Raw genomic sequence first — 18676 nt, 5'->3', positions numbered from 1 at the left:
GACCTTTGATCCCCTCCGCGGCGGCGCCGCAAGAAAGTGTTGTTGCTAGTGGGCCACGCCGTAGAGGCGGTCCCCGGCATCGCCCAGGCCCGGAACGATGTAGGCGTTCTCGTCCAGTTTCTCGTCCAGGGCGCCCAGGACCAGGTGGACCTTCTCGTTGTCCCCGTAGGCCTGCTCCAGCCGGGCCAGGCCCTCGGGGGCGGCGATCAGGCAGATGCAGGTGACGTCGGCTGCGCCGCGGTCGAAGAGGAACTTGATCGATTCGATCAGCGTGCCGCCGGTTGCAAGCATCGGGTCCAGCACGAAGACCTGGCGACCGGTCAGGTCGGAGGGAAGCCGCTCGGCGTAGGTGATGATGTCCAGGGTTTCCTCGTTGCGGGCCATGCCCAGGAAGCCGACCTCGGCGGTCGGGACCAGGCGGGTCATGCCCTCGAGCATGCCCAGGCCGGCGCGCAGGATCGGCACCACCAGCGGGGTCGGCTTGGCGAAGGCGATGCCGGTGGTCGTTGCCACCGGGGTCTCGACCTGGACCTGGACGGTCTTGACCTCGCGCGTTGCCTCATAGGCCAGCAGGGTCACCAACTCATCGGTCAGCTGCCGGAAGACCGGCGACGGGGTGTTCTTGTCTCGAAGGACCGATACCTTGTGGGCCACCAACGGGTGGTCAATTACCTGTACGCGCATGCACCAAAATCTACCAGCCGATCGTGCCCTTGGCCCGGTTTTCACATTCCGTCCCCGGGTGATTCCCACCATGGGCGCCGTGCAGCGGCCAGACGGCCGGAAGGTGCGCGGACAAACTAGCATGGGATGCACGATGATTGATTCTTCCCACCTGCCGCTCATGGACCTTGCCCTCGCCGAGGCCCGGGCCGCACTGGCCACCGACGACGTCCCCATCGGCGCGGTGGTCCTCGGGCCCGACGGAAATGTGCTGGCCACCGGCCGCAACGAGCGCGAGGCACACGGGGACCCCACGGCCCACGCGGAACTGGTGGCGATCCGCGCCGCGGCCCAGGCGCTGCGCGATGCCGGGAACGGCGACGGATGGCGGCTGGAGGACTGCACCCTGGTGGTGACCCTTGAACCCTGCGCCATGTGCGCCGGGGCGATCGTGCTCTCGCGCATCCCGAAGGTCATCTTCGGCGCCTGGGACGAGAAGGCCGGCGCCGTCGGCTCGGTGTTCGACATCCTGCGCGAACCGCGGCTGAACCACTGGGTCGAGGTCTACCCCGGGGTCCGCGAGAAGGAATGTGCCGCACTGCTCAGCGATTTCTTCCGCGCCCGGCGCCGCGACTGAGCGGACGCCCGCACCCCTACCCGGCCCGCAGCGCGTCAAGCCTGGCAATGTTCTTGGCCCGCGACTTCGGCGAATCCAGGGAAAACGACCTGAAATCACCGAGGTCCTCGGTGATCCAGTCCCCGGTGAGCGCGATGCGTTCAAGCACCGCGGCGCTCGCCGGAGCGAACGTCCACCATGCGACCCGGGCGTTGTCCGGATCGTACTGCCACAGCCCGATGATCCGCCCGCGATCCAGGATCGGGTGGTCCGAGAGGTCGGCGGCCAGCGCCGAGCCGCTCATCCCCTCCACGGCCTTGGCCCCGGCCTCGTCGAACAGGTCGGCCGAGTTGCGGCGCAACAGCACCAACGAGTCGGAGCCCGAGAGCAGCTGGATGTCTTCGCCCTCGGGCACCTCGAATCCGGCCAGCTCGTTCACGTCATGCGGCAGCATCCACAGCACCTCGCCGGCAGCGGTGGGGACTTCGACGGCCCCGGTTGCCGCCAGTGCCTTCTTGGACTGGGCCACGGTGAATGCCGTGAACCAGCGGACCTGCCCGAGGGTGGCCCCTCCGGTCCAGCCGAGGAACCGCTCGAGCATCCGGGTCCTGACCGCTTCGTCGTCTTCCCCGCTGCCGTCCAGTTCCCAGGCCGCATAGGAGTAGCGCTGCTGGTCAAGCCGTCCGTTCACCGGCACGCGGCGGATCCGTCCGTCCGCCTGCAGCAGCCCGAGCGCGGCCGGCAGCGTGTTGGAGACGCCTTTCCTCTTGCCTTCCTCGCCCATGTTGCGGACCTTGCCGCCCAGTGCCTTCTTGAGGCCCTGCGGGTCCAGGGCGGCTTCGTCTGTTCCCCGGGCATCGGACAGGACCTGCAGGATGTCCTGGGCCAGGGTTTCGATGTCCGCCCGCTTCACGCCCAGGCGTTCGAGCACCTTCACGGAGGCCTCGGCCGAGGCGTGGCCCAGCTGCAACCCCCAGGCGTAGTCCGCGGCGGGCAGCACATAGGTGCAGCCCCGGGCCGTCGGCAGCTCGTGGATTTCGCGGGCGGCCGCCGCCGCGTCGACATCGGCCCGGGGCATGCCGGCCCGGGAGAAAAGCGTCAGGTAGATGTTGGCCCCGCCGATCGACCGGGCCCAGCCCACCCGGTCCAGGATCTCTGCCGCGCCCTTGGCCGCCAGCGATCCGTCAAGGCCCTGGCGGTGCCAGGACCACGCGCGCAACAACCGCGGAGCCAGTCTCTCCGGCGGGATCCGCATCATTTCATTCAGCGTCGTCATGGGTACATTGTGCCGTCAAGGATCCCACGTTTTTGCTGTGGACCATTCTTCCGATAGAGTATTCAGGTCTGGAGACGTGTCCGAGCGGCCGAAGGTGCAACACTCGAAATGTTGTGTACGGTAACCCCGTACCGAGGGTTCAAATCCCTCCGTCTCCGCCAGATCGAAGGCCTCAGATCCCTTATGAACAAAGGGACCTGAGGCCTTTTTCATGCCCGGGAACCAGCGGTTTGGGGCCCGCTTCGGGCTCACGCCCGAGGACATCATCGCCGTCGTGGGCCAGGACGGGCTCGTGGCCAATGCAGCCAGGTACCTCGCAGGCCAGCCCGTCATCGGGATCGACCCGGAACCGGGAACGAATCCGGGCGCATTCGTCCGCCACACCGCCGCGGATGCCGCGCTGCTGCTGCGGGGCCTCGCCCCGGGCGGTGGAAGCCTGCGGCCGCTGCACTGCCGGGAACTGTCCATGGTGGGAGCAAGGCTCGACGACGGCCAGGAATTGTCGGTGCCCAACGAAGTTTTCATCGGGCAGCGGACCCACCAGTCGGCCCGCTAACGGCTCGCGACACCCGACGGCCGGACCGGGCATCAGTCCTCTTCCTGCCTCATCGTTTCCACCGGGACGGGCGCCACCGGATGGTGCGCCTCCATCGCCCGGGACCGCGGGGGACGCACCCTGCCCTGGCAGGGTTTGTCCGCGAGGCAGGTCCCTCCCCCGCCGCCTGCACCTCCCTGGCCGAAGGCGTGCTGGAGGCGGGCGAACCACTTCGCCTCACCGTGGCGTCGGACCAGCTGGTGGTGTTTGGCGATGACATGGAGCAGGACCGCCTCACCGCCTCGTGGGGGCAGGAAATCAGCGTCGAGCCGGGCCGCCGGACCCTTCGGCTTGCGTAGCGGAGTCGCCGTGGGCAACGAGAGCGTCGAAGATTCCAGCTCCCGAGACGGCAAATGCCTCCACGGCGCGGAACTCTTGCCGGGCTCCGGGCGGCGCGCGCGGCTGGGACGTTTACGACCGGCGTTCGTTCCGGTTCAGGCCTTCCGGCCCCCGGCCAGCCACTGCTCAAAGGTCGTCGAATCGCGGGGAACCCCCGCCGCGGGCAACAACCCGCCGTTCATCACCTTCATACCCGGCACCGGCACCCCGATGACCGTGGCGTGCGGCCCGCCATTGCGGGAGGCGGCGTTGTTCCGGGAGACCAGGCGCGCCAGGCTCGCCATGTTCCGCGGTTCGGGCCCGGCAAGCTCGAGGCCGGCCGGTGCGTCCCTTCCCGCTTCGACCGCGGAGAGCACCAGCCTGGCCACGGCATCGGCGGCCACCGGCTGGCTGTCCATGTGGGGCACCACCGCAACCGGACCGATCGTGAGCTGCTCGATCATGGTTTCGGCCAGCTCGAACCATTGCGTGGAGCGCACGATCGTCGTGGGTACCTTCGCGTTTTGGTAGCGCGCCTCTTGCGCCGCCTTGCCGCGGTAGTAGCCCATGTGCCTGTTGACCTCTGGTTTTCGGGCATTGATGATCGAGACACACACCAAGTGCTTGACTTGTTCCTGCTCGGCGGTGCGGATGATGTTCCTGGCCGTGGTTTCGTAGAAATCAATGGCCGTGGTGGCATTGGTCGTGGACACGTTCAGGCAATCCACCACCCCGTCGGCGCCGCGCATCGCCGCCGCCAGGCCAAAGCCCGTGTAGGCGTCGACCCCGGTTCTCCGGCCGGCCGCCACCGCCCCGTGGCCGGCTTCCTGCAGCAGGTGCACGACCCGCTTGCCCATGTTTCCGTTGCCACCGAGAACAATCACCTTCATGCAATTCAGCGTACGCCTGATACTTGGGTTGGTTCGAGGGGACCGGCAGGCATTGGCCGCCGCCGCCCGGTTCCGTGCCCGCGGGAAGCGCCTAAACGTTCAGCCAGCTGTGCCAACGCCGGTTCTTGAGAACCACGAAGTGGTGCAGCACGATCACCACCGTGGCCCAGCAGCCGCCAATGAGCAGCCCTCCGGCCACGTCGCCGAGCCAGTGGTGCCCCAGGTAGATCCGGCTCCAGCCCACCCCGAGGACAAAGCACCCCAGAGCACACAGCGCCAGGATCCGGGCAAGCCGCGTCCGCAGGACCAGGAACGCCAGGTAGCCAACGACCGACAGGATCGCGACGGCATTGAGCGTGTGCCCGCTGGGGAACGAGAAAGACGCAGGCACCGGTGCCAAGGCTTCCGCCAGCGGCGGCCGGGCCCGGCCCAGGGTGCTCTTCAGGACGATCGTCAACGCCACCGAGCCGGCGGCCGTCAGCGCAATCAGCGCACCGGGCCACGCGCTTCTGCTGCGCCAGGAGAACAAGGCGATGAAGCACAGTGAAATGATGCTCATGCCCAGGGTGTCCCCCGCGACGGTGAAGAACCAGGCGACCGTCGTGGCGGCCGGGCTCCGGTGGCCCACCATCCACTCGAGCACCGGGATGTCCCAGGCATCGGGGACTCCCCCGACCCGGACCGACACCCAGAGGCGGCGTGCCACGGCAAGAAGACCCATCACGATGGCAAGGGCAAAGACCAGGATCGAACCGGCGCGTTGCCCGCTCTTGCCGGGATGGCGCGGTGAACTCATGCCTGAAAGCCTATCCCCGCGACACTGTCCCCGCGGGCATGCGGGAGGATGGAAGCATGACAATCCGCGTGCTGGCCATCGGCAAGAAACACGAGTCCTGGGTGTCCGAGGGCATCGAACGCTACGAAAAGCGCATGAAGAAGCCCTTCGACATCAAGTGGCAGCTGCTCCCCCATTCCTCGCGCGAGGGCGATGCGGCCCGCACCGAGGAATCCGAGCGGATCCTGGCCAAGGTCGAGGCGCGGGACTTCCTGGTGCTGCTGGACGAGCGCGGAAAGAACATCGATTCCCCCGCGCTGGCCAAGACCCTGCAGCGGCCCTTCGACACCTCGCGGAACATCACCGTGGTGATCGGCGGTGCCTACGGCGTCGACGCCTCGGTGCACTCCCGCGCGGATTTCACCTGGAGCCTGTCCAAGCTGGTCTTCCCGCACCAGCTGGTGCGGTTGATCATCACCGAGCAGCTCTACCGCGCCCAGGAAATCTCCGGCGGCGGGAAGTACCACCATGCCTGAGGCGCCATACGGCACCACGCGGCCCACCAGGGAGAACCTGCAGCCGGTGGTGAATCGAATGTGGCGGTATGTGCCGGTGGCCTGTGCTGCCTCCATGCTCCTGGTGGTCGGCGTGGTGGACCCGGCCATGGCCGGGGCACCATGGTGGGAACTGGATGAGGAAGGGCTTTGGGTGGCGCTGGCACTTCCCTTGGCGCCATGGTTCATCTGCTCGGCACTGGCGGTGCTGGTCGGCTTCACCACGGGGTCGCGAACGGCGATCGTCCTGATGTCGCTTCTCTCGCTTGCCTCCGGGATCATCCCCGCCTTGATCTGGACCCTGCTGCTGCACGACGTGTTCCCGGACTCGGGATCGCTGCGGCTGTCAACGGCCGTGCCCGCACTGGCTGGCGCCGCGTTGCCGGCCCTGTTGATCGGGCTGGGCCTCAGGCACACCGTGCGCGCCGCACGCCGCCTCGGTGCCGCCTGAGGGTGTTCCCGCGGCCGAACCCGAATTGACGCTTCGAGCGTTTAGGCTGGGATCGATGGCTAAGAATGTTGATGCGGCGCACGTCCTTGAGCGGTTCACCCCCGCGACGCGGGCCTGGTTCGAGGGAGCCTTTGCCGCGCCGACCCCCGCCCAGCTCGGGGCCTGGGACGCGATCTCCACCGGCCAACATGCCCTGGTCGTTGCACCCACCGGTTCCGGCAAGACGCTCTCGGCGTTCCTCTGGGCGCTGGACTCCTTTGCCCGCACCGCCACCGGGATCCTGGACCCGGCGCTCCCGGGCCTGGAAACCACGGGCTCGCCCGGGTCCACGGCCAAGAAGGCCGCTGCCGCGCCCGGCGGCACCAAGGTGCTCTACATATCCCCGCTCAAGGCCCTGGGTGTTGACGTGGAGCGGAACCTGCGCGCCCCGCTGGTCGGCATCAAGGCCACCGCCGCGCACCTGGGCCTGGCGGTCCCGCAGGTCTCGGTGGGCGTGCGCTCCGGGGACACCCCGGCCAACGAGCGCCGCAAGCTGGTGGCCAACCCGCCGGACATCCTCATCACCACCCCCGAATCGCTCTACCTGATGCTCACCTCCCGGGCCCGCGAGTCCTTGGCGGGCGTGCACACCGTGATCATCGACGAGGTGCACGCGGTGGCAGGAACCAAGCGCGGCGCCCACCTGGCGCTGTCCCTGGAACGCCTGGACGCCCTGCTGCCTTCCCCGGCCCAGCGCATCGGGCTCTCGGCGACCGTCGAGCCGCGCGACGAGGTGGCCCGTTTCCTGGGCGGCACCGCCCCGGTGCGCATCATCGCCCCGCCCATCACCAAGACCTGGGAACTGAGCGTGCGGGTGCCGGTCGAGGACATGACCGACCTGCCCGCCGCCGCTGCCGCACACGACCTGGGGCCGGGTTCCGGGCTGGCCCCGCAGGCCAGCATCTGGCCGCACGTCGAGGAACAGATCGTCGATCTGATCGAGGCGAACCGCTCCACCATCGTCTTTGCCAACTCCCGCCGGCTGGCCGAGCGGCTGACCGGGCGCCTCAACGAGATCCACGAAACCCGCCTCACCGGGTCCGCCGCCGGGGCAGGTTTCGCCCCCAACGGGATCGGGTCCACCGGCGCGGAGATGACCGCAGGGACGCCCGTGGCCCGGGTGCAGCCGGGAACCGGGATGCCCGCGGCGATGATGGCCCAGGCCGGCACCACCGCCACGGGCACCCCCGATCCCGGGGACGGGGCCGTGGCACCGCTGGCCCGCGCCCACCACGGTTCGGTGTCCAAGGAGACCCGGGCCAGCATCGAGGACGACCTCAAGACCGGGGTGCTGCGCGCCGTGGTCGCCACCAGTTCCCTGGAACTGGGCATCGACATGGGCCTGGTGGACTTGGTGATCCAGGTCGAGTCCCCGCCCTCGGTGGCCTCGGGCCTGCAGCGCGTGGGCCGGGCCGGGCACCAGGTCGGGGAAACCTCCATCGGAGCCTTCTTCCCCAAGCACCGGGCCGACCTGCTGTCCACCGCGCTGACCGTCTCGCGGATGCGTGAGGGGAAGATCGAGAAGCTGCACATCCCGGCGAACCCGCTGGATGTCCTGGCGCAGCAGACCCTGGCCGCCTGCGCGCTTCAGGATCTGGGGGTGGAGGCCTGGTTCGAGACCGTGCGGCGTTCGGCCCCCTATGCCTCGCTGCCGCGCGCCGCGTTCACCGCGACCCTGGAAATGCTGGCCGGCAAGTACCCCTCGGACGAGTTTGCCCAGCTGCGCCCGCGCCTGGTCTGGGACCGGGACGCCGGGGTGCTCACCGGCCGGCCCGGTGCCCAGCGCCTGGCAGTGATCAGCGGCGGAACCATCCCGGACCGCGGGCTCTTCGGCGTGTACCTGGCCGGGTCCGGCGACGATTCCGGGGCCAAGGGCGGGCGCCGGGTCGGGGAGCTCGACGAGGAAATGGTCTACGAGTCCCGGGTCGGGGACGTCTTTGCCCTCGGTGCCACCAGCTGGAAGATCGAGGACATCACCCACGACCGGGTGCTCGTCTCCCCCGCGTTTGGCCAGCCGGGCAAGCTGCCCTTCTGGAAGGGCGACACCCAGGGCCGGCCCGTGGAACTCGGCGAGGCGCTGGGGGCCTTCACCGCCCGGCTGGCCAACGCCACCGATGAAGCGGCCCGCGCGGAGCTTGAAGGCATCGGCCTGGATGCCTTTGCCGCGGGGAACCTGCGCAACTACCTCGGCGCGCAGGCCCAGGCCACCTCCGTGGTGCCCAGCGACAAGACCCTGCTCATCGAACGCTTCGTGGACGAGCTCGGGGACTGGCGGGTCATCCTGCATTCGCCCTTCGGGCTGCCGGTGCACGCGCCCTGGGCGCTTGCAGTCGGTGCCCGGCTGCACGAACGCTACGGGCTGGACGGGTCCGCGATGGCCGCCGACGACGGGATCGTGCTGCGTGTCCCGGCGATGGACGACGAACCTCCCGGGGCCGAGTTGTTCGCCTTCGAGCCCGAGGAGATCGAGGACCTGGTCACCGCCCAGGTGGGCAACTCGGCCCTCTTTGCCTCGCGCTTCCGCGAATGCGCGGCCCGCGCCCTGCTGCTGCCGCGCACCGCCCCGTCCAAGCGCACCCCGCTGTGGCAGCAGCGCCAACGCAGCAAACAGCTGCTGGACGTGGCACGGAAGTACCCGGATTTCCCGATCATCCTGGAAACCGTGCGCGAATGCCTCAACGACGTCTACGACCTGCCCGCACTCAAGTCCCTGCTGGCCGGCATCACCTCCCGGGCCATCGCGGTGCGCGAGGTCGCCACCCGCACGCCTTCCCCCTTCGCCCAGTCCCTGCTCTTCGGCTATGTCGCCCAGTTCCTCTACGAGGGCGACTCGCCGCTGGCCGAACGCCGCGCCGCCGCCCTGTCCCTGGACCCGGCCCTGCTCAACGAGTTGCTGGGCCGCACCGAGCTGCGCGAGCTGCTCGACGCGCAGGTCATCGCCCGCACGCAGGAGCAGCTGCAGCGCACCGCCGAGGACCGCAGGCTGGCGGGGCTCGAGGGCGCCGCCGATTTGCTGCGGATGCTCGGCCCGCTGGATGCAGCCGGAGTTGCGGCGAGGCTGCGCCCCGAATCCGAGAACGAAACCGAGGCCGACGCCCTCCAGGCCGCGGCCGGGCACCTGGCCGCGCTGGTGCACGCCAACCGGGTGCTCGCCGTGCGTCTGGGCGGCCGGGAATTGTTCGCTGCCATCGAGGACGCCCCGCGGCTGCGTGACGGGCTCGGGGTGCCGCTGCCGCACGGGGTGCCGCTGGCCTTCATCGAACCGGTCGCCGACCCGGTGGGGGACCTGGTCTCCCGTTTCGCCCGCACCCACGGTCCCTTCACCGCGCCCGACGTCGCGGCAGCCCTGGGCCTGGGCGTCGCGGTGGTGCTCTCGGTGCTGGAACGCCTGGTGGCCGATTCGCGGGTGATGGCAGGGGCGTTCCGGCCCGCCGAAATGCTCGCCGGGCTCCCGGTGGCCGGGGCGAGCGCCACCGAGTATTGCGACGCCGGTGTGCTGCGGATGATCCGCACCCGGTCGCTGGCGGCGCTGCGCGCCGAGGTCGAGCCCGTGGACCAACAGGCCTTCGCCCGCTTCCTGCCCGGCTGGCAGGGCATCGGTGCGGGACTGCGCGGCATCGACGGGGTGCTGGCCGTGGTTGAGCAGCTGGCCGGGGTTCCGGTCCCGGCCTCCGCGCTGGAGTCCTACGTGCTGCCGGCCCGCGTGCGGGACTACACCCCGTGGATGCTCGACGAGCTCATGAGTGCCGGGGAGGTGCTGGTCTCCGGGGCCGGGGCGCTGGCCGGTACCGACGGGTGGATCGCCCTGCACACGGCCGAAAACGCGCCGTTGAGCCTGCCGCTGCCCGACACTTCCGCGCTGGGCCCGCTGGCCTCCCGGCTGCATGCGGTGCTGGGTTCCTCCGGCGCCTACTTCGTGCCGCAGCTGGCCGGGCTGCTGGCCCGCGATTCCTCCGAACCGGGGCCGGAGCCCGCGGGTTCCGCGGTGCTCGAGGCCCTGTGGGAACTGTTCTGGGCCTCGGCCGTTTCTCCCGACACGCTGGCACCGATCCGCCAGCTGGTCTCCGGGGGCAAGAGCGCGCACCGCCTTCCCGCACCGGCCCCGCGGGCGCGCACCGCCAGGCTGGGGCGCATGGCCATGCTGCGTGCCTCGAGCCCCGGGGCCGGCGTCGAGCTGACGGGACGACGTCCGGTGCCGGAGTCGGTCACCGGACGCTGGGCGGCGCTGCCGGCGCCGCTGGATGACCCCGCCATCCGGGCGCACGCGGCCGCGGAGTTCCTGCTGGAGCGCTACGGGGTGGTGACCCGCGGTTCGGTCGCCGCCGAGGCGGTACCCGGGGGCTTCGGGCAGCTCTACCGGGTGCTCGGGAAGCTCGAGGAGGCCGGGCACACCCGCCGCGGCTACTTCGTCGAGCGGTTGGGCGCCGCCCAGTTCTCCACCTCCGCGACCATCGACCGGCTGCGCACCCTGGTGCGGGAGCCGGGGCACGGGCAATTGCCCACCGCCCTGGGGCTGGCCGCCACCGACCCGGCCAACCCGTACGGGGCGGCGCTGGGCTGGCCCGAGTCCGCCGGAGGGCACCGGCCCGGGCGCAAGGCCGGGGCCCTGGTGGTGCTGCTGGACGGGGCGCTGGCCCTGTATGTGGAACGCGGCGGCAAGACGGTGCTGGGCTTTGGCGCACTGGCCCCGGAGACCGATTCCGCCGGTGCCGCAACGGAGGTGCTCGACGCGGTGGCCGTGGAATTGGTGGCGGTGCTGCGCCGGGCCGGGACGGTGAAGCTGGGGATCGAGAAGATCAACGGCTCCCCCGTCAACGATTCGCCGCTGGGTGCGTCGCTGCGCCGCGCCGGGTTCTATTCGACCCCTAGTGGACTGCGGTTTAGAAGCTAGGAGTTTGGGTCATTTTCGCCCGCCGTTACCCGGCACCGGCTAGGCTGGGTGATCAGGGTCACCTGAATACTTGGGCAGGTGAGCCTCGTCTAGCGAGTTAGGTGGTTTTGGCGATGCCCGAAGGGGACACAGTTTTTCGCACGGCCCGGCGGCTGGAGGCGGCATTGGGTGGCAAGGCGTTGAGCCTGAGCGACTTCAGGGTGCCCGCCCACGCGACGTTGTCGTTGGTGGATTGGATGGTCGAATCCGTCGTCTCGCGGGGCAAGCACCTGCTGATCCGCACCCGCCCGCCGTCGCGGGTCTCCGCCCCTCCGCTGAGCATCCACTCGCACCTGCTCATGGAGGGCCACTGGGACGTCTACGCGACCGGCGAGCGCTGGCGGTCCCCGGCATTCAAGGCCCGGGCCGTGCTGGGCAACCCGGCCTTCACCGCGGTGGGCTTCGAGCTCGGGTTCCTGCACGTGCTGCGCACCACCGACGAGGTGGAGGTCATCGGGCACCTGGGCCCCGACCCGCTGGGGCACTCCTGGGATCCGGCCGAGGCGGTGCGCCGGTTGCTTGCTGCCCCCGAACGCCCCATCGGCCTGGCGCTGCTTGACCAGCGGCTGATCTGCGGGCTGGGCAACGTGTACCGCTCCGAGCTGCTCTTTGTGGCGCGCGTGCACCCGCGCACCCCGGTGGGCGAGGTCGAGGACCTGGGCCACCTGGTGGATCTGGCGCACCGGCTGCTGAACGCCAACAAGGACCGGGCCCGGCGGGTGACCACCGGGGCCGACGGGATGAACCCGTACTGGGTCTACGGCCGGGCCGGACAGGCCTGCCTGCGCTGCGGGGAACCCCTGCAGAAGGAATCGCTGGCCGAATCCACGCGCAGCGCCGAACGCGACGTGTTTTTCTGCGCCTCCTGCCAGGGCTCCTACGTGCCCTCCGGGGAAGGGGCGCGCTAGCAACCCGAACGGGACAGGGCGGCCGGCGAGGCCATGCACGCGTGAAAGACTGGTGTGCATGGCCATGATCTCTCCCCTGCCCGTGCGCAACGGCGTCAATGCAACCCGCCTGCGTGTGCCCTCCGGCGGCCAGTGGGCCACGGTGTGCGACTACATGCTGCACCGCTTCGGGCACGTCGACGCGGCGGGCATCACCCGGCGTTTCCGCAACGGCGAGGTGGTCGGCATCGACGGGGTCGTGCTGGACGAGCACACCCCGCTGGGCGGCCACGAGTTCATCTGGTACTACCGCAACCTGCCGGCCGAGGAGCCCATTCCCTTCACGGAGACGATCCTGCACCACGACGAGCACCTGCTGGTGATCGACAAGCCGCACTTCCTGCCCACCACCCCGGGCGGGCGCTTCATCCAGGAATCGGCACTGGTGCGGCTGCGCAACCGGACCGGCAACCCGGAGCTGGTCCCCATGCACCGGCTGGATCGGGCCACCGCGGGGATCCTGCTCTTTTCCACCAACCCCGCCACGCGCGGCGCCTACCAGACGCTGTTCGAGCGCCGCGAGATCTCCAAGACCTACGAGGCAGTATCCGCGCTCGAGCCGGTGGCAGGACGCCCGGCCGGCGAGGTGCTGGGACTCGGAGGACTGGGCGGAAGCGCCGAGGAGCGCAGCGGCAACGCGGTCGACGGGACGGCCGGGCCGGGAAACCACCTGCTGGCCCCCGACGAGCTGAGGGGTCGGATCGATGCCCTGACCGCCGAACCGCTGGTGTACCGGAACCGGATGAGCAAGATCAAGGGGCAGCTGCGCTCGCTGGTCGAGGAGGGCGAGCCCAACGCCGAATCCCTGCTCGAGCTGCTGGGCACCGGCAACTCTACCGGGCACTTTGCCGGGGTGAAGGTGGCCAGGTTCAGGCTGAGCCCGCACTCGGGCAAGACCCACCAGCTGCGCGTGCACCTGGCGGCCCTGGGCCTGGGGATCCTCAACGACCCGTTCTACCCCACGCTGCTGGATCTGGCTCCCGACGACTATGCGCGCCCGCTGCAGCTGCTGGCCCGCAGCATTTCCTTCAACGACCCGATCACCGGGTTGCCGGTGAGCTACACCTCGAAGCTGGATCTGGCCGAAGCCCCCGCCTGAGGCCATGAATGCCGCTCCTGTTTCCCTCTTCCGGGGCGGCATTCATGGCGCAACTCACCCTGCGGGCGCGGGGCTGCGGGCGTGGGAATCGGGCATCCTATCGGGGATGTTCGGTACGCTGGTAGCCATCCGATGGGCCGGTGCACCACGGGCAGCGCGGCGAAGAAGGGACTGAACATGAGCAATTCCGATACCAGGACCTCCGCCGGGTCAAAGAAACCACCCAACGCGGCCCCGGCGCAACCTGCCAAAGCCCCGGCACCGCGCAAGGAGTCGGGCAAGGATCCCGCCCCGGCCGGAACCGCACCGGCGAAGAGCCCCTCGGCTCCCGAATCCGAAGGCTCCAAGCCCACGGACACTGCCCCGTCCGGCCCGACCGACCTGGTCCGCGCCACCGGGGAATCCTCGCCGAATGCCGGCACCGACCGGGTCTCCGAGCGCATCGCCCACCCGGTTCCCCACCACATCGTTCCCGAACCCGGCTCCGTCGACGAGGTGCTCAAGGCCCCCGAGGCACCGGTCGCTGCCGAGTCCCCGCTGCGCCACCTGACCGACAAGCATGCACCGGCGGCCAGGGCCCCGGGCGACAAGCCCGTACGAGCGGTTTCCGGCGGTTTCTCCGGAATCAACAACTGGCTCGATTCGATGCCCGAACCCGATTGGGAAGCCCTGGGCGACAAGATCTATGCGGCTCCCAAGACCTTCAAGGCCCGTTGGCAGCAACGGCGCGTTGAACGGGCCAAGGCCGCCGAACTCAAGGAACAAAACCGGTTGCTTGAGGTCGCCCGCGCCGAGGCGAAGGCCGAGGCCGCCAAGCGCGAGGCCGTGCGCCTGGCCCACCAGGCCAAGCTGGATGCCGCAGCACACCAGGCCGCCGAGGCGCGGATCCATGCCCAGGCGCAGGCCGAGGCCCGCACCCGGGCCGCCGAAGCCGCCCGGAACAAGCCAATGGCTCCGCCCCCCGCAGTGCTTTCGGCGCCCGAGGCGCCCGAGGTTGACCAGTCGCCGGAAGCCGAGGTGGCGGTTGCCGGCGCGGGGACCCCGGTGGCCTGGGTTCCGGCCCCGCAGGTGGATCCGGAGCAGTTGGCCGCACTGGTCGCCAGCGCCAAGGCCGCGATCGACCACCAGCGGGCCACCGCCGAGCCGGTGTACGTGGCTCCCTACGCCCTGCCCGACTTTGAACCCAACCCGGCCGAGGAACCGACCGACCTGCGCCGCAGGGTCGCCGGCAGCGCCGCCGCACTGGCGGCAGCGGCCCTGTCGCTGGCCACCTTGGATACGCTGTCTTCCGGAACGGTCGAGTCGCTGGGTTCCAATTACTCGATGCTGTCCCTGGCCCCCACCGCACATTTGATCTGGCCCGTCATCTTCATCTGGGCCCTGCTGGGTGCCGCCTACTCATGGGCTCCCTCGCAACGTTCTGCGGTGCGCCAGCGCGTGGTCGGCTATCCGTTTGCGCTGGCCTGCACGGCCTCCGGGCTGTGGATGCTCAGCGCCCTGAACGATTGGCTGTTCCCGGCCCTCGTGTGCGCCGCGGCCAGCTGCTGGTTCCTGTTCACCGCGGTGCGCGGATTGAACGCCAAGACCGCCCGCACCCGGCGCGAACGCATGCTCACCGACGCCCCCGTCAGCCTGATGACCGGCTTCAGCCTGGTCGTGCTGGCATCCACCTTCACCAGCATGCTGGCGTCCTGGGGTGTCGGCGGCGGGGTGGGCATCTGGATCGCCACGCTGCTGGTGCCCGCGGCGGGCTACGCGGCCATGGTGCTGTCGATGACCGAACGCGGGCGCATCATCCTGGCCATCGGCTTTGGCTGGGGCCTGTTCTGGGTCCTGGTGCCCCGGGTGCTGGGGACCAGCAACTCCATCTGGGTCGCCATCCTCTCCGGCATGGCCGGGTTCGTGGTCCTGCTGGCCACCGAGAACCGGCGCTACCAGATCCACCATGCCGAGCACCGGGCTGCCCGCGGCAAGTCCACCGACTTCTCCTGACCTTTCGGGCCCTGGGTCAGGGGCGCCGCAGCGCGATCCAGCGTCCCTTGGTGCGGCGCAGCACCACCAGCTTTTCGGTCACCGCCACGTTTTCCACCGCGGCGCGCATGGCCGCCGCCGAGGAAACGGCACGCGCATCCGGGTTCCCGTCCTCTTCCACGGTGTAGCGCAAGGTGATGCGCGGGACCCCGGCCACCACATCGAGCTGGTTCGCGTCCACGTGGTGGCCGATTTCCAGCGAGGCCACCGCGGTGTCCATGACCGCTTCGGGCACGTGCCCGGGCCGCAGCCCCATGATGTTCAATTGCGCGCGATAGGAAGGCATGGGATCAAGCCTAGCTGCGGGATCCGGGTGCCGTCGCCGCGCCGCGGGCCCGGCTCCGGCGGGCGCAAAGGTGGGACACTGAAACCATGAGTGCAGCAGAAGAATTCACGCAGTGGCGCCGGATGCGCAATGAAGGCCTGGCCATCCCCTTCGGGTGGCTCTCGCTGAGCAGCTACCAATGGCTCCCCGCGGATCCCGGCCCCCTGGACCTGGTTCCCGGCACCTGGAGCGCCGATGCGTCCGGGGCGAGGGCCAGCTTCGCGGCAGCCGACATGGTCACCACCCCGGACGGCGAGCCGGTGTCCGGGGCCCTGTCCAAGTCCATGCACGAGGACGAGTCGATGCACTTCGTCCGCCACGGCGACACCCTGGTGGAGCTGGGGGTGCGCGGCGGACGCTACATGATCCGCACCCGCGAGCGCACCCACCCGCGGCTGAAGGCCTTCTCCGGGGTTCCGGTCTTCGACCACGATGCGCATTTCGTCGTGGCCGGGCACTTCACGCCCTTCCACGCCCCGAAGGTGGTGCCGATCGACAGCTTTCGGGCCGACACCACGCTGAAGGCCGAGCTGGTCGGCGAGGTCGAGTTCACACTCGCCGGACACGCCGCCTCCCTGGCCGCGACCCAGAACGCCGACGGCGCGCTGACCCTGGCCTTCCGGGACACGACCAACGGGGAGCAGACCGCGCCCTGGCGCTTCGTCACGGTCCCGGCCCCCGGTGCCGACGGGTCGGTCACCATCGATTTCAACCGCACACTGAACTACCCCCTGGCATTCTCGCCCTTCGCGGTGTGCCCCGCCCCGGTGCCGGGCAACCGGCTCGGGTTCGCGGTGCGCGCCGGGGAAAAGCAGCCGCACTAGACCTGCGTGGCAACGTCTTGGGCGTTGCCAAAGGTGCTTCCTACTTCGGTCCCATGCGGATGGCACCGTCCAGGCGGATGGTTTCCCCGTTGAGCATCTGGTTGGCCACGATGTGTTCCACCAGGGCCGCGTATTCCGCCGGCTTGCCCAGCCGGGCCGGGTGCGGCACCTGCGCGCCCAGCGAGGCCTGTGCCTCGGCGGAGAGCGAGGCCATCATCGGGGTCTCGAAGATGCCCGGTGCGATGGTCACGACCCGGATGTAGTGGCGGGCCAGTTCCCGGGCCAGCGGCAGCGTCATCGCGGCCACCGCGCCCTTGGACGCGGCGTAGGCGGGCTGGCCGATCTGCCCGTCGAAGGCGGCGACCGAGGCGGTGTTGATGATGACCCCGCGTTCTTGCGTGCCGGTGGCCGGGTCCACGAGCGGTTCGGTGGCCGCCATGGCTTCGGCCGCCAGGCGCACCACGTTGAAGGTGCCGGTGAGGTTGATGGCAATGACCTTCTCGAAGGTGGACAGCGGCAGCACGCCCTCGCGTCCCAGCACCTTGCCCGGGGTGGCGACCCCGGCGCAGTTGACCACGATGTGCAGGCTCCCCAGGTCCCCGGCAGCGGCAATGGCCGCCTTGACCTGGGATTCGTCGGTGACATCGGCGGCCACGAACCTGGCCCGCTCCCCCAGCGCGGCCGCGGCTGCGTCGCCCTTTGAGGAAGGCAGGTCCACCAGCACCACAAAGGCCCCTGCGTCGTAGAGCACCCGGGCGGTGGCGGCCCCGAGGCCCGAGGCGCCCCCGGTGACCAGTGCGACTGAGTCGGTGATGAGCATGCTGGGATTCCCTTCATCGGTGTTGCCGGCGGCCACCAATTGGGTTAGTGGCCATTAACCCACTCCAGCGTAGGCGAGCGGGCCCCCAGACAGAAGGGGTGGTGCGAAGGGGATTGCTGCCGGGACAGGGCCGTAGACTGCTGGAATGGGGCGCTTCATCTTGATTTCCACACGGGAACACGACCTGGCCACCTCCGACGAGGTGCGCGGGGTGCTGGGCGCCAGCGGGCTGGCTGCCGATGCCCTGCGGGTCATTCGGCTCGACCGCGAGCCGCTGGGTCCGATCGACGGGCTGGGGTTGGAAGACTGCCCGGGCATCATGCTGGGCGGCAGCCCGTTCAACGCCTCGGACCACCCCTCGGTGAAATCCGCGACGCAGAAGCGCTGCGAGGCGGATCTGTCCAGGCTGCTCGATGTGCTGGTGGCCGAGGACTTCCCGTTCCTGGGCGCCTGCTACGGAGTCGGCACGCTGGGAACCCACCAGGGCGGGACGATCGACACCCACTACGGCGAGCCGGTGGGCACCTCCCGCATCCGGCTCACCCACGAGGGGCGGAACGACCCGTTGCTGGCGGGGCTTCCCGAGGAATTCGACGCCTTCGTGGGCCACAAGGAAGCGGTCTCCGTGCTCCCGGCCGCGGCGGTCCTGCTGGCGGACTCGGCGGCCTGCCCCGTGCAGATGTTCCGCATCAAGACCAACTTGTATGCCACGCAGTTCCATCCCGAGCTTGACCCGATGGGGTTGGCCCAGCGCATCCTGATCTACCGGGATGCCGGATACTTCCCGCCGCACGAGGCCCAGCGCTTGCACGATGCGGCCCTGGGCTCGCGCGTGGAGTGGCCCGCACTGATCCTGCGCAACTTCGTGCAGCGCTACGGGGCCGAAAACTAGAAGATCCCCTGCCCGGCATCGAGCCGGGCCACGTACTCGGCGATCTTTTTCCGCCGGGTCTCGACCCCCTTGACGGTGTGCAACCTGTAGTAAATGGCGAAGCGCTCGCTGGCACCGAGGGTTGCCAGCGTTTCACCTGCCCGGGGAGATCCGGACACCGCCTCGAGGAAATCGGCGGGAAGCTGCGCCGATGCCTGCCCCGCATAGGCGTCGTCCCACCTCCCGTCGGCCTTGGCCGCGTCCACCGCGGCGGTTCCCGCCGGTTCCATCAGGCCGGCGGCCTCCAGCCGTTGAATGTGTTCCACGTTCCTGGCAGACCACTTGCTGCGCGCGGTGCGCGGGGTGAACCTATTGGTAAAGCTGTGCTCGTCGCGCCCGTTGCGCTGGCCGTCGATCCAGCCGAAGCACAGTGCCTCGTCCAGCGCCTGGGCGTAGCTGAGGCTCGTGGTGGTTCCGCCCTTCTTGTGCAGCACCAGGCGGACCCCGGGATGGTCCCGGTGGTGCTCGGTGAGCCATTGGCGCCAGGCCGCGGCGTCGGGGACCAGGAGTTCTTCCAGAAGGATTGCCATGGCACCAATCCCACCACGCAAAGCCTGGTCCGCACCACTGCCAACCCGCAGTGAGCCATGGC

18 protein-coding genes and 1 tRNA gene are annotated in these 18676 nt (G+C 69.7%); 12 read left to right on the top strand and 7 right to left on the bottom strand.

The features are described from left to right. Positions 1-45: 45 nt before the first annotated feature. The gene (gene upp, locus DQ353_RS12935) at positions 46-684 is read right to left on the bottom strand and encodes a uracil phosphoribosyltransferase (RefSeq protein WP_113763159.1); all 639 of its coding nucleotides are present in this window, start codon (positions 682-684) and stop codon (positions 46-48) included. A 133-nt stretch (positions 685-817) separates the two neighbouring features. On the opposite strand from upp, the gene tadA reads away from it, so the two are divergent. Further along, positions 818-1300 carry a tRNA adenosine(34) deaminase TadA gene (tadA, locus tag DQ353_RS12930; protein ID WP_113763158.1) on the top strand — a complete coding sequence of 161 codons (483 nt, stop codon included), beginning with the start codon at positions 818-820 and terminating at the stop codon, positions 1298-1300. Between the two features lie 16 nt (positions 1301-1316). Here the strand turns inward: tadA and DQ353_RS12925 are convergent, their stop codons facing one another. After that, complete coding sequence (locus tag DQ353_RS12925) at positions 1317-2555, bottom strand: DNA glycosylase AlkZ-like family protein (RefSeq protein WP_113763157.1); 1239 nt, start codon at positions 2553-2555, stop codon at positions 1317-1319. Between the two features lie 70 nt (positions 2556-2625). Here DQ353_RS12925 and DQ353_RS12920 point away from each other — a divergent pair. The 3 genes from DQ353_RS12920 (at position 2626) to DQ353_RS22325 (ending at position 3449) form a co-directional block, all read left to right on the top strand. Beyond that, positions 2626-2716 (top strand) — tRNA-Ser (locus tag DQ353_RS12920). A 50-nt stretch (positions 2717-2766) separates the two neighbouring features. Next, complete coding sequence (locus tag DQ353_RS22330) at positions 2767-3111, top strand: hypothetical protein (protein WP_286166805.1); 345 nt, start codon at positions 2767-2769, stop codon at positions 3109-3111. Positions 3112-3191: 80 nt separating this feature from the next. Continuing rightward, the gene (locus DQ353_RS22325; RefSeq protein WP_286166804.1) at positions 3192-3449 is read left to right on the top strand and encodes a hypothetical protein; all 258 of its coding nucleotides are present in this window, start codon (positions 3192-3194) and stop codon (positions 3447-3449) included. Positions 3450-3584: 135 nt separating this feature from the next. Here the strand turns inward: DQ353_RS22325 and DQ353_RS12910 are convergent, their stop codons facing one another. Beyond that, complete coding sequence (locus DQ353_RS12910; protein WP_113763156.1) at positions 3585-4358, bottom strand: SDR family oxidoreductase; 774 nt, start codon at positions 4356-4358, stop codon at positions 3585-3587. Positions 4359-4449: 91 nt separating this feature from the next. Then, the gene (locus DQ353_RS12905) at positions 4450-5154 is read right to left on the bottom strand and encodes a phosphatase PAP2 family protein (protein WP_113763155.1); all 705 of its coding nucleotides are present in this window, start codon (positions 5152-5154) and stop codon (positions 4450-4452) included. Positions 5155-5210: 56 nt separating this feature from the next. Between DQ353_RS12905 and DQ353_RS12900 the strand changes: the two genes are divergently transcribed. The 6 genes from DQ353_RS12900 (at position 5211) to DQ353_RS12875 (ending at position 15145) form a co-directional block, all read left to right on the top strand. Then, on the top strand, positions 5211-5669 hold the full coding sequence (locus tag DQ353_RS12900; RefSeq protein ID WP_181578382.1) for a 23S rRNA (pseudouridine(1915)-N(3))-methyltransferase RlmH: 459 nt from the start codon (positions 5211-5213) through the stop codon (positions 5667-5669). Next, positions 5662-6138, top strand: coding sequence for a hypothetical protein (locus DQ353_RS12895; protein ID WP_113763154.1), 477 nt, complete (start codon positions 5662-5664; stop codon positions 6136-6138). Before DQ353_RS12900 ends, DQ353_RS12895 begins: the two co-directional genes overlap by 8 nt. 55 nt (positions 6139-6193) lie before the next feature. Beyond that, the gene (locus tag DQ353_RS12890) at positions 6194-11068 is read left to right on the top strand and encodes an ATP-dependent helicase (protein WP_113763153.1); all 4875 of its coding nucleotides are present in this window, start codon (positions 6194-6196) and stop codon (positions 11066-11068) included. A gap of 113 nt (positions 11069-11181) precedes the next feature. After that, complete coding sequence (locus tag DQ353_RS12885) at positions 11182-12015, top strand: DNA-formamidopyrimidine glycosylase family protein (RefSeq protein ID WP_181578381.1); 834 nt, start codon at positions 11182-11184, stop codon at positions 12013-12015. Between the two features lie 64 nt (positions 12016-12079). After that, entirely contained in the window at positions 12080-13153 is a 1074-nt protein-coding gene (locus tag DQ353_RS12880; RefSeq protein WP_286166810.1) for a pseudouridine synthase, read from the top strand. A 177-nt stretch (positions 13154-13330) separates the two neighbouring features. Continuing rightward, the gene (locus DQ353_RS12875) at positions 13331-15145 is read left to right on the top strand and encodes a TspO-related membrane protein (RefSeq protein ID WP_113763150.1); all 1815 of its coding nucleotides are present in this window, start codon (positions 13331-13333) and stop codon (positions 15143-15145) included. A gap of 16 nt (positions 15146-15161) precedes the next feature. Here the strand turns inward: DQ353_RS12875 and DQ353_RS12870 are convergent, their stop codons facing one another. Then, on the bottom strand, positions 15162-15470 hold the full coding sequence (locus tag DQ353_RS12870) for a hypothetical protein (RefSeq protein ID WP_113763149.1): 309 nt from the start codon (positions 15468-15470) through the stop codon (positions 15162-15164). 86 nt (positions 15471-15556) lie between these two features. On the opposite strand from DQ353_RS12870, the gene DQ353_RS12865 reads away from it, so the two are divergent. Next, positions 15557-16333: a DUF1684 domain-containing protein gene (locus tag DQ353_RS12865; RefSeq protein WP_113763148.1), complete on the top strand. Its 777-nt coding sequence runs from the start codon at positions 15557-15559 to the stop codon at positions 16331-16333. Positions 16334-16373: 40 nt separating this feature from the next. On the opposite strand, the gene DQ353_RS12860 is transcribed toward DQ353_RS12865, so the two are convergent. Beyond that, positions 16374-17153: an SDR family NAD(P)-dependent oxidoreductase gene (locus DQ353_RS12860; protein ID WP_113763208.1), complete on the bottom strand. Its 780-nt coding sequence runs from the start codon at positions 17151-17153 to the stop codon at positions 16374-16376. Positions 17154-17298: 145 nt separating this feature from the next. Between DQ353_RS12860 and DQ353_RS12855 the strand changes: the two genes are divergently transcribed. Next, complete coding sequence (locus DQ353_RS12855; protein ID WP_113763147.1) at positions 17299-18045, top strand: glutamine amidotransferase; 747 nt, start codon at positions 17299-17301, stop codon at positions 18043-18045. Here DQ353_RS12855 and DQ353_RS12850 read toward each other — a convergent pair. Beyond that, on the bottom strand, positions 18042-18614 hold the full coding sequence (locus DQ353_RS12850; RefSeq protein ID WP_113763146.1) for a YdeI/OmpD-associated family protein: 573 nt from the start codon (positions 18612-18614) through the stop codon (positions 18042-18044). The genes DQ353_RS12855 and DQ353_RS12850 overlap by 4 nt on opposite strands. Positions 18615-18676 lie beyond the last annotated feature (62 nt).

This window comes from Arthrobacter sp. AQ5-05 (assembly GCF_003287975.1).
Taxonomy (GTDB): domain Bacteria; phylum Actinomycetota; class Actinomycetes; order Actinomycetales; family Micrococcaceae; genus Paeniglutamicibacter.
Note: the sequence above shows the minus strand (reverse complement) of the source record. Positions and strands in the feature narration are given on the sequence as shown.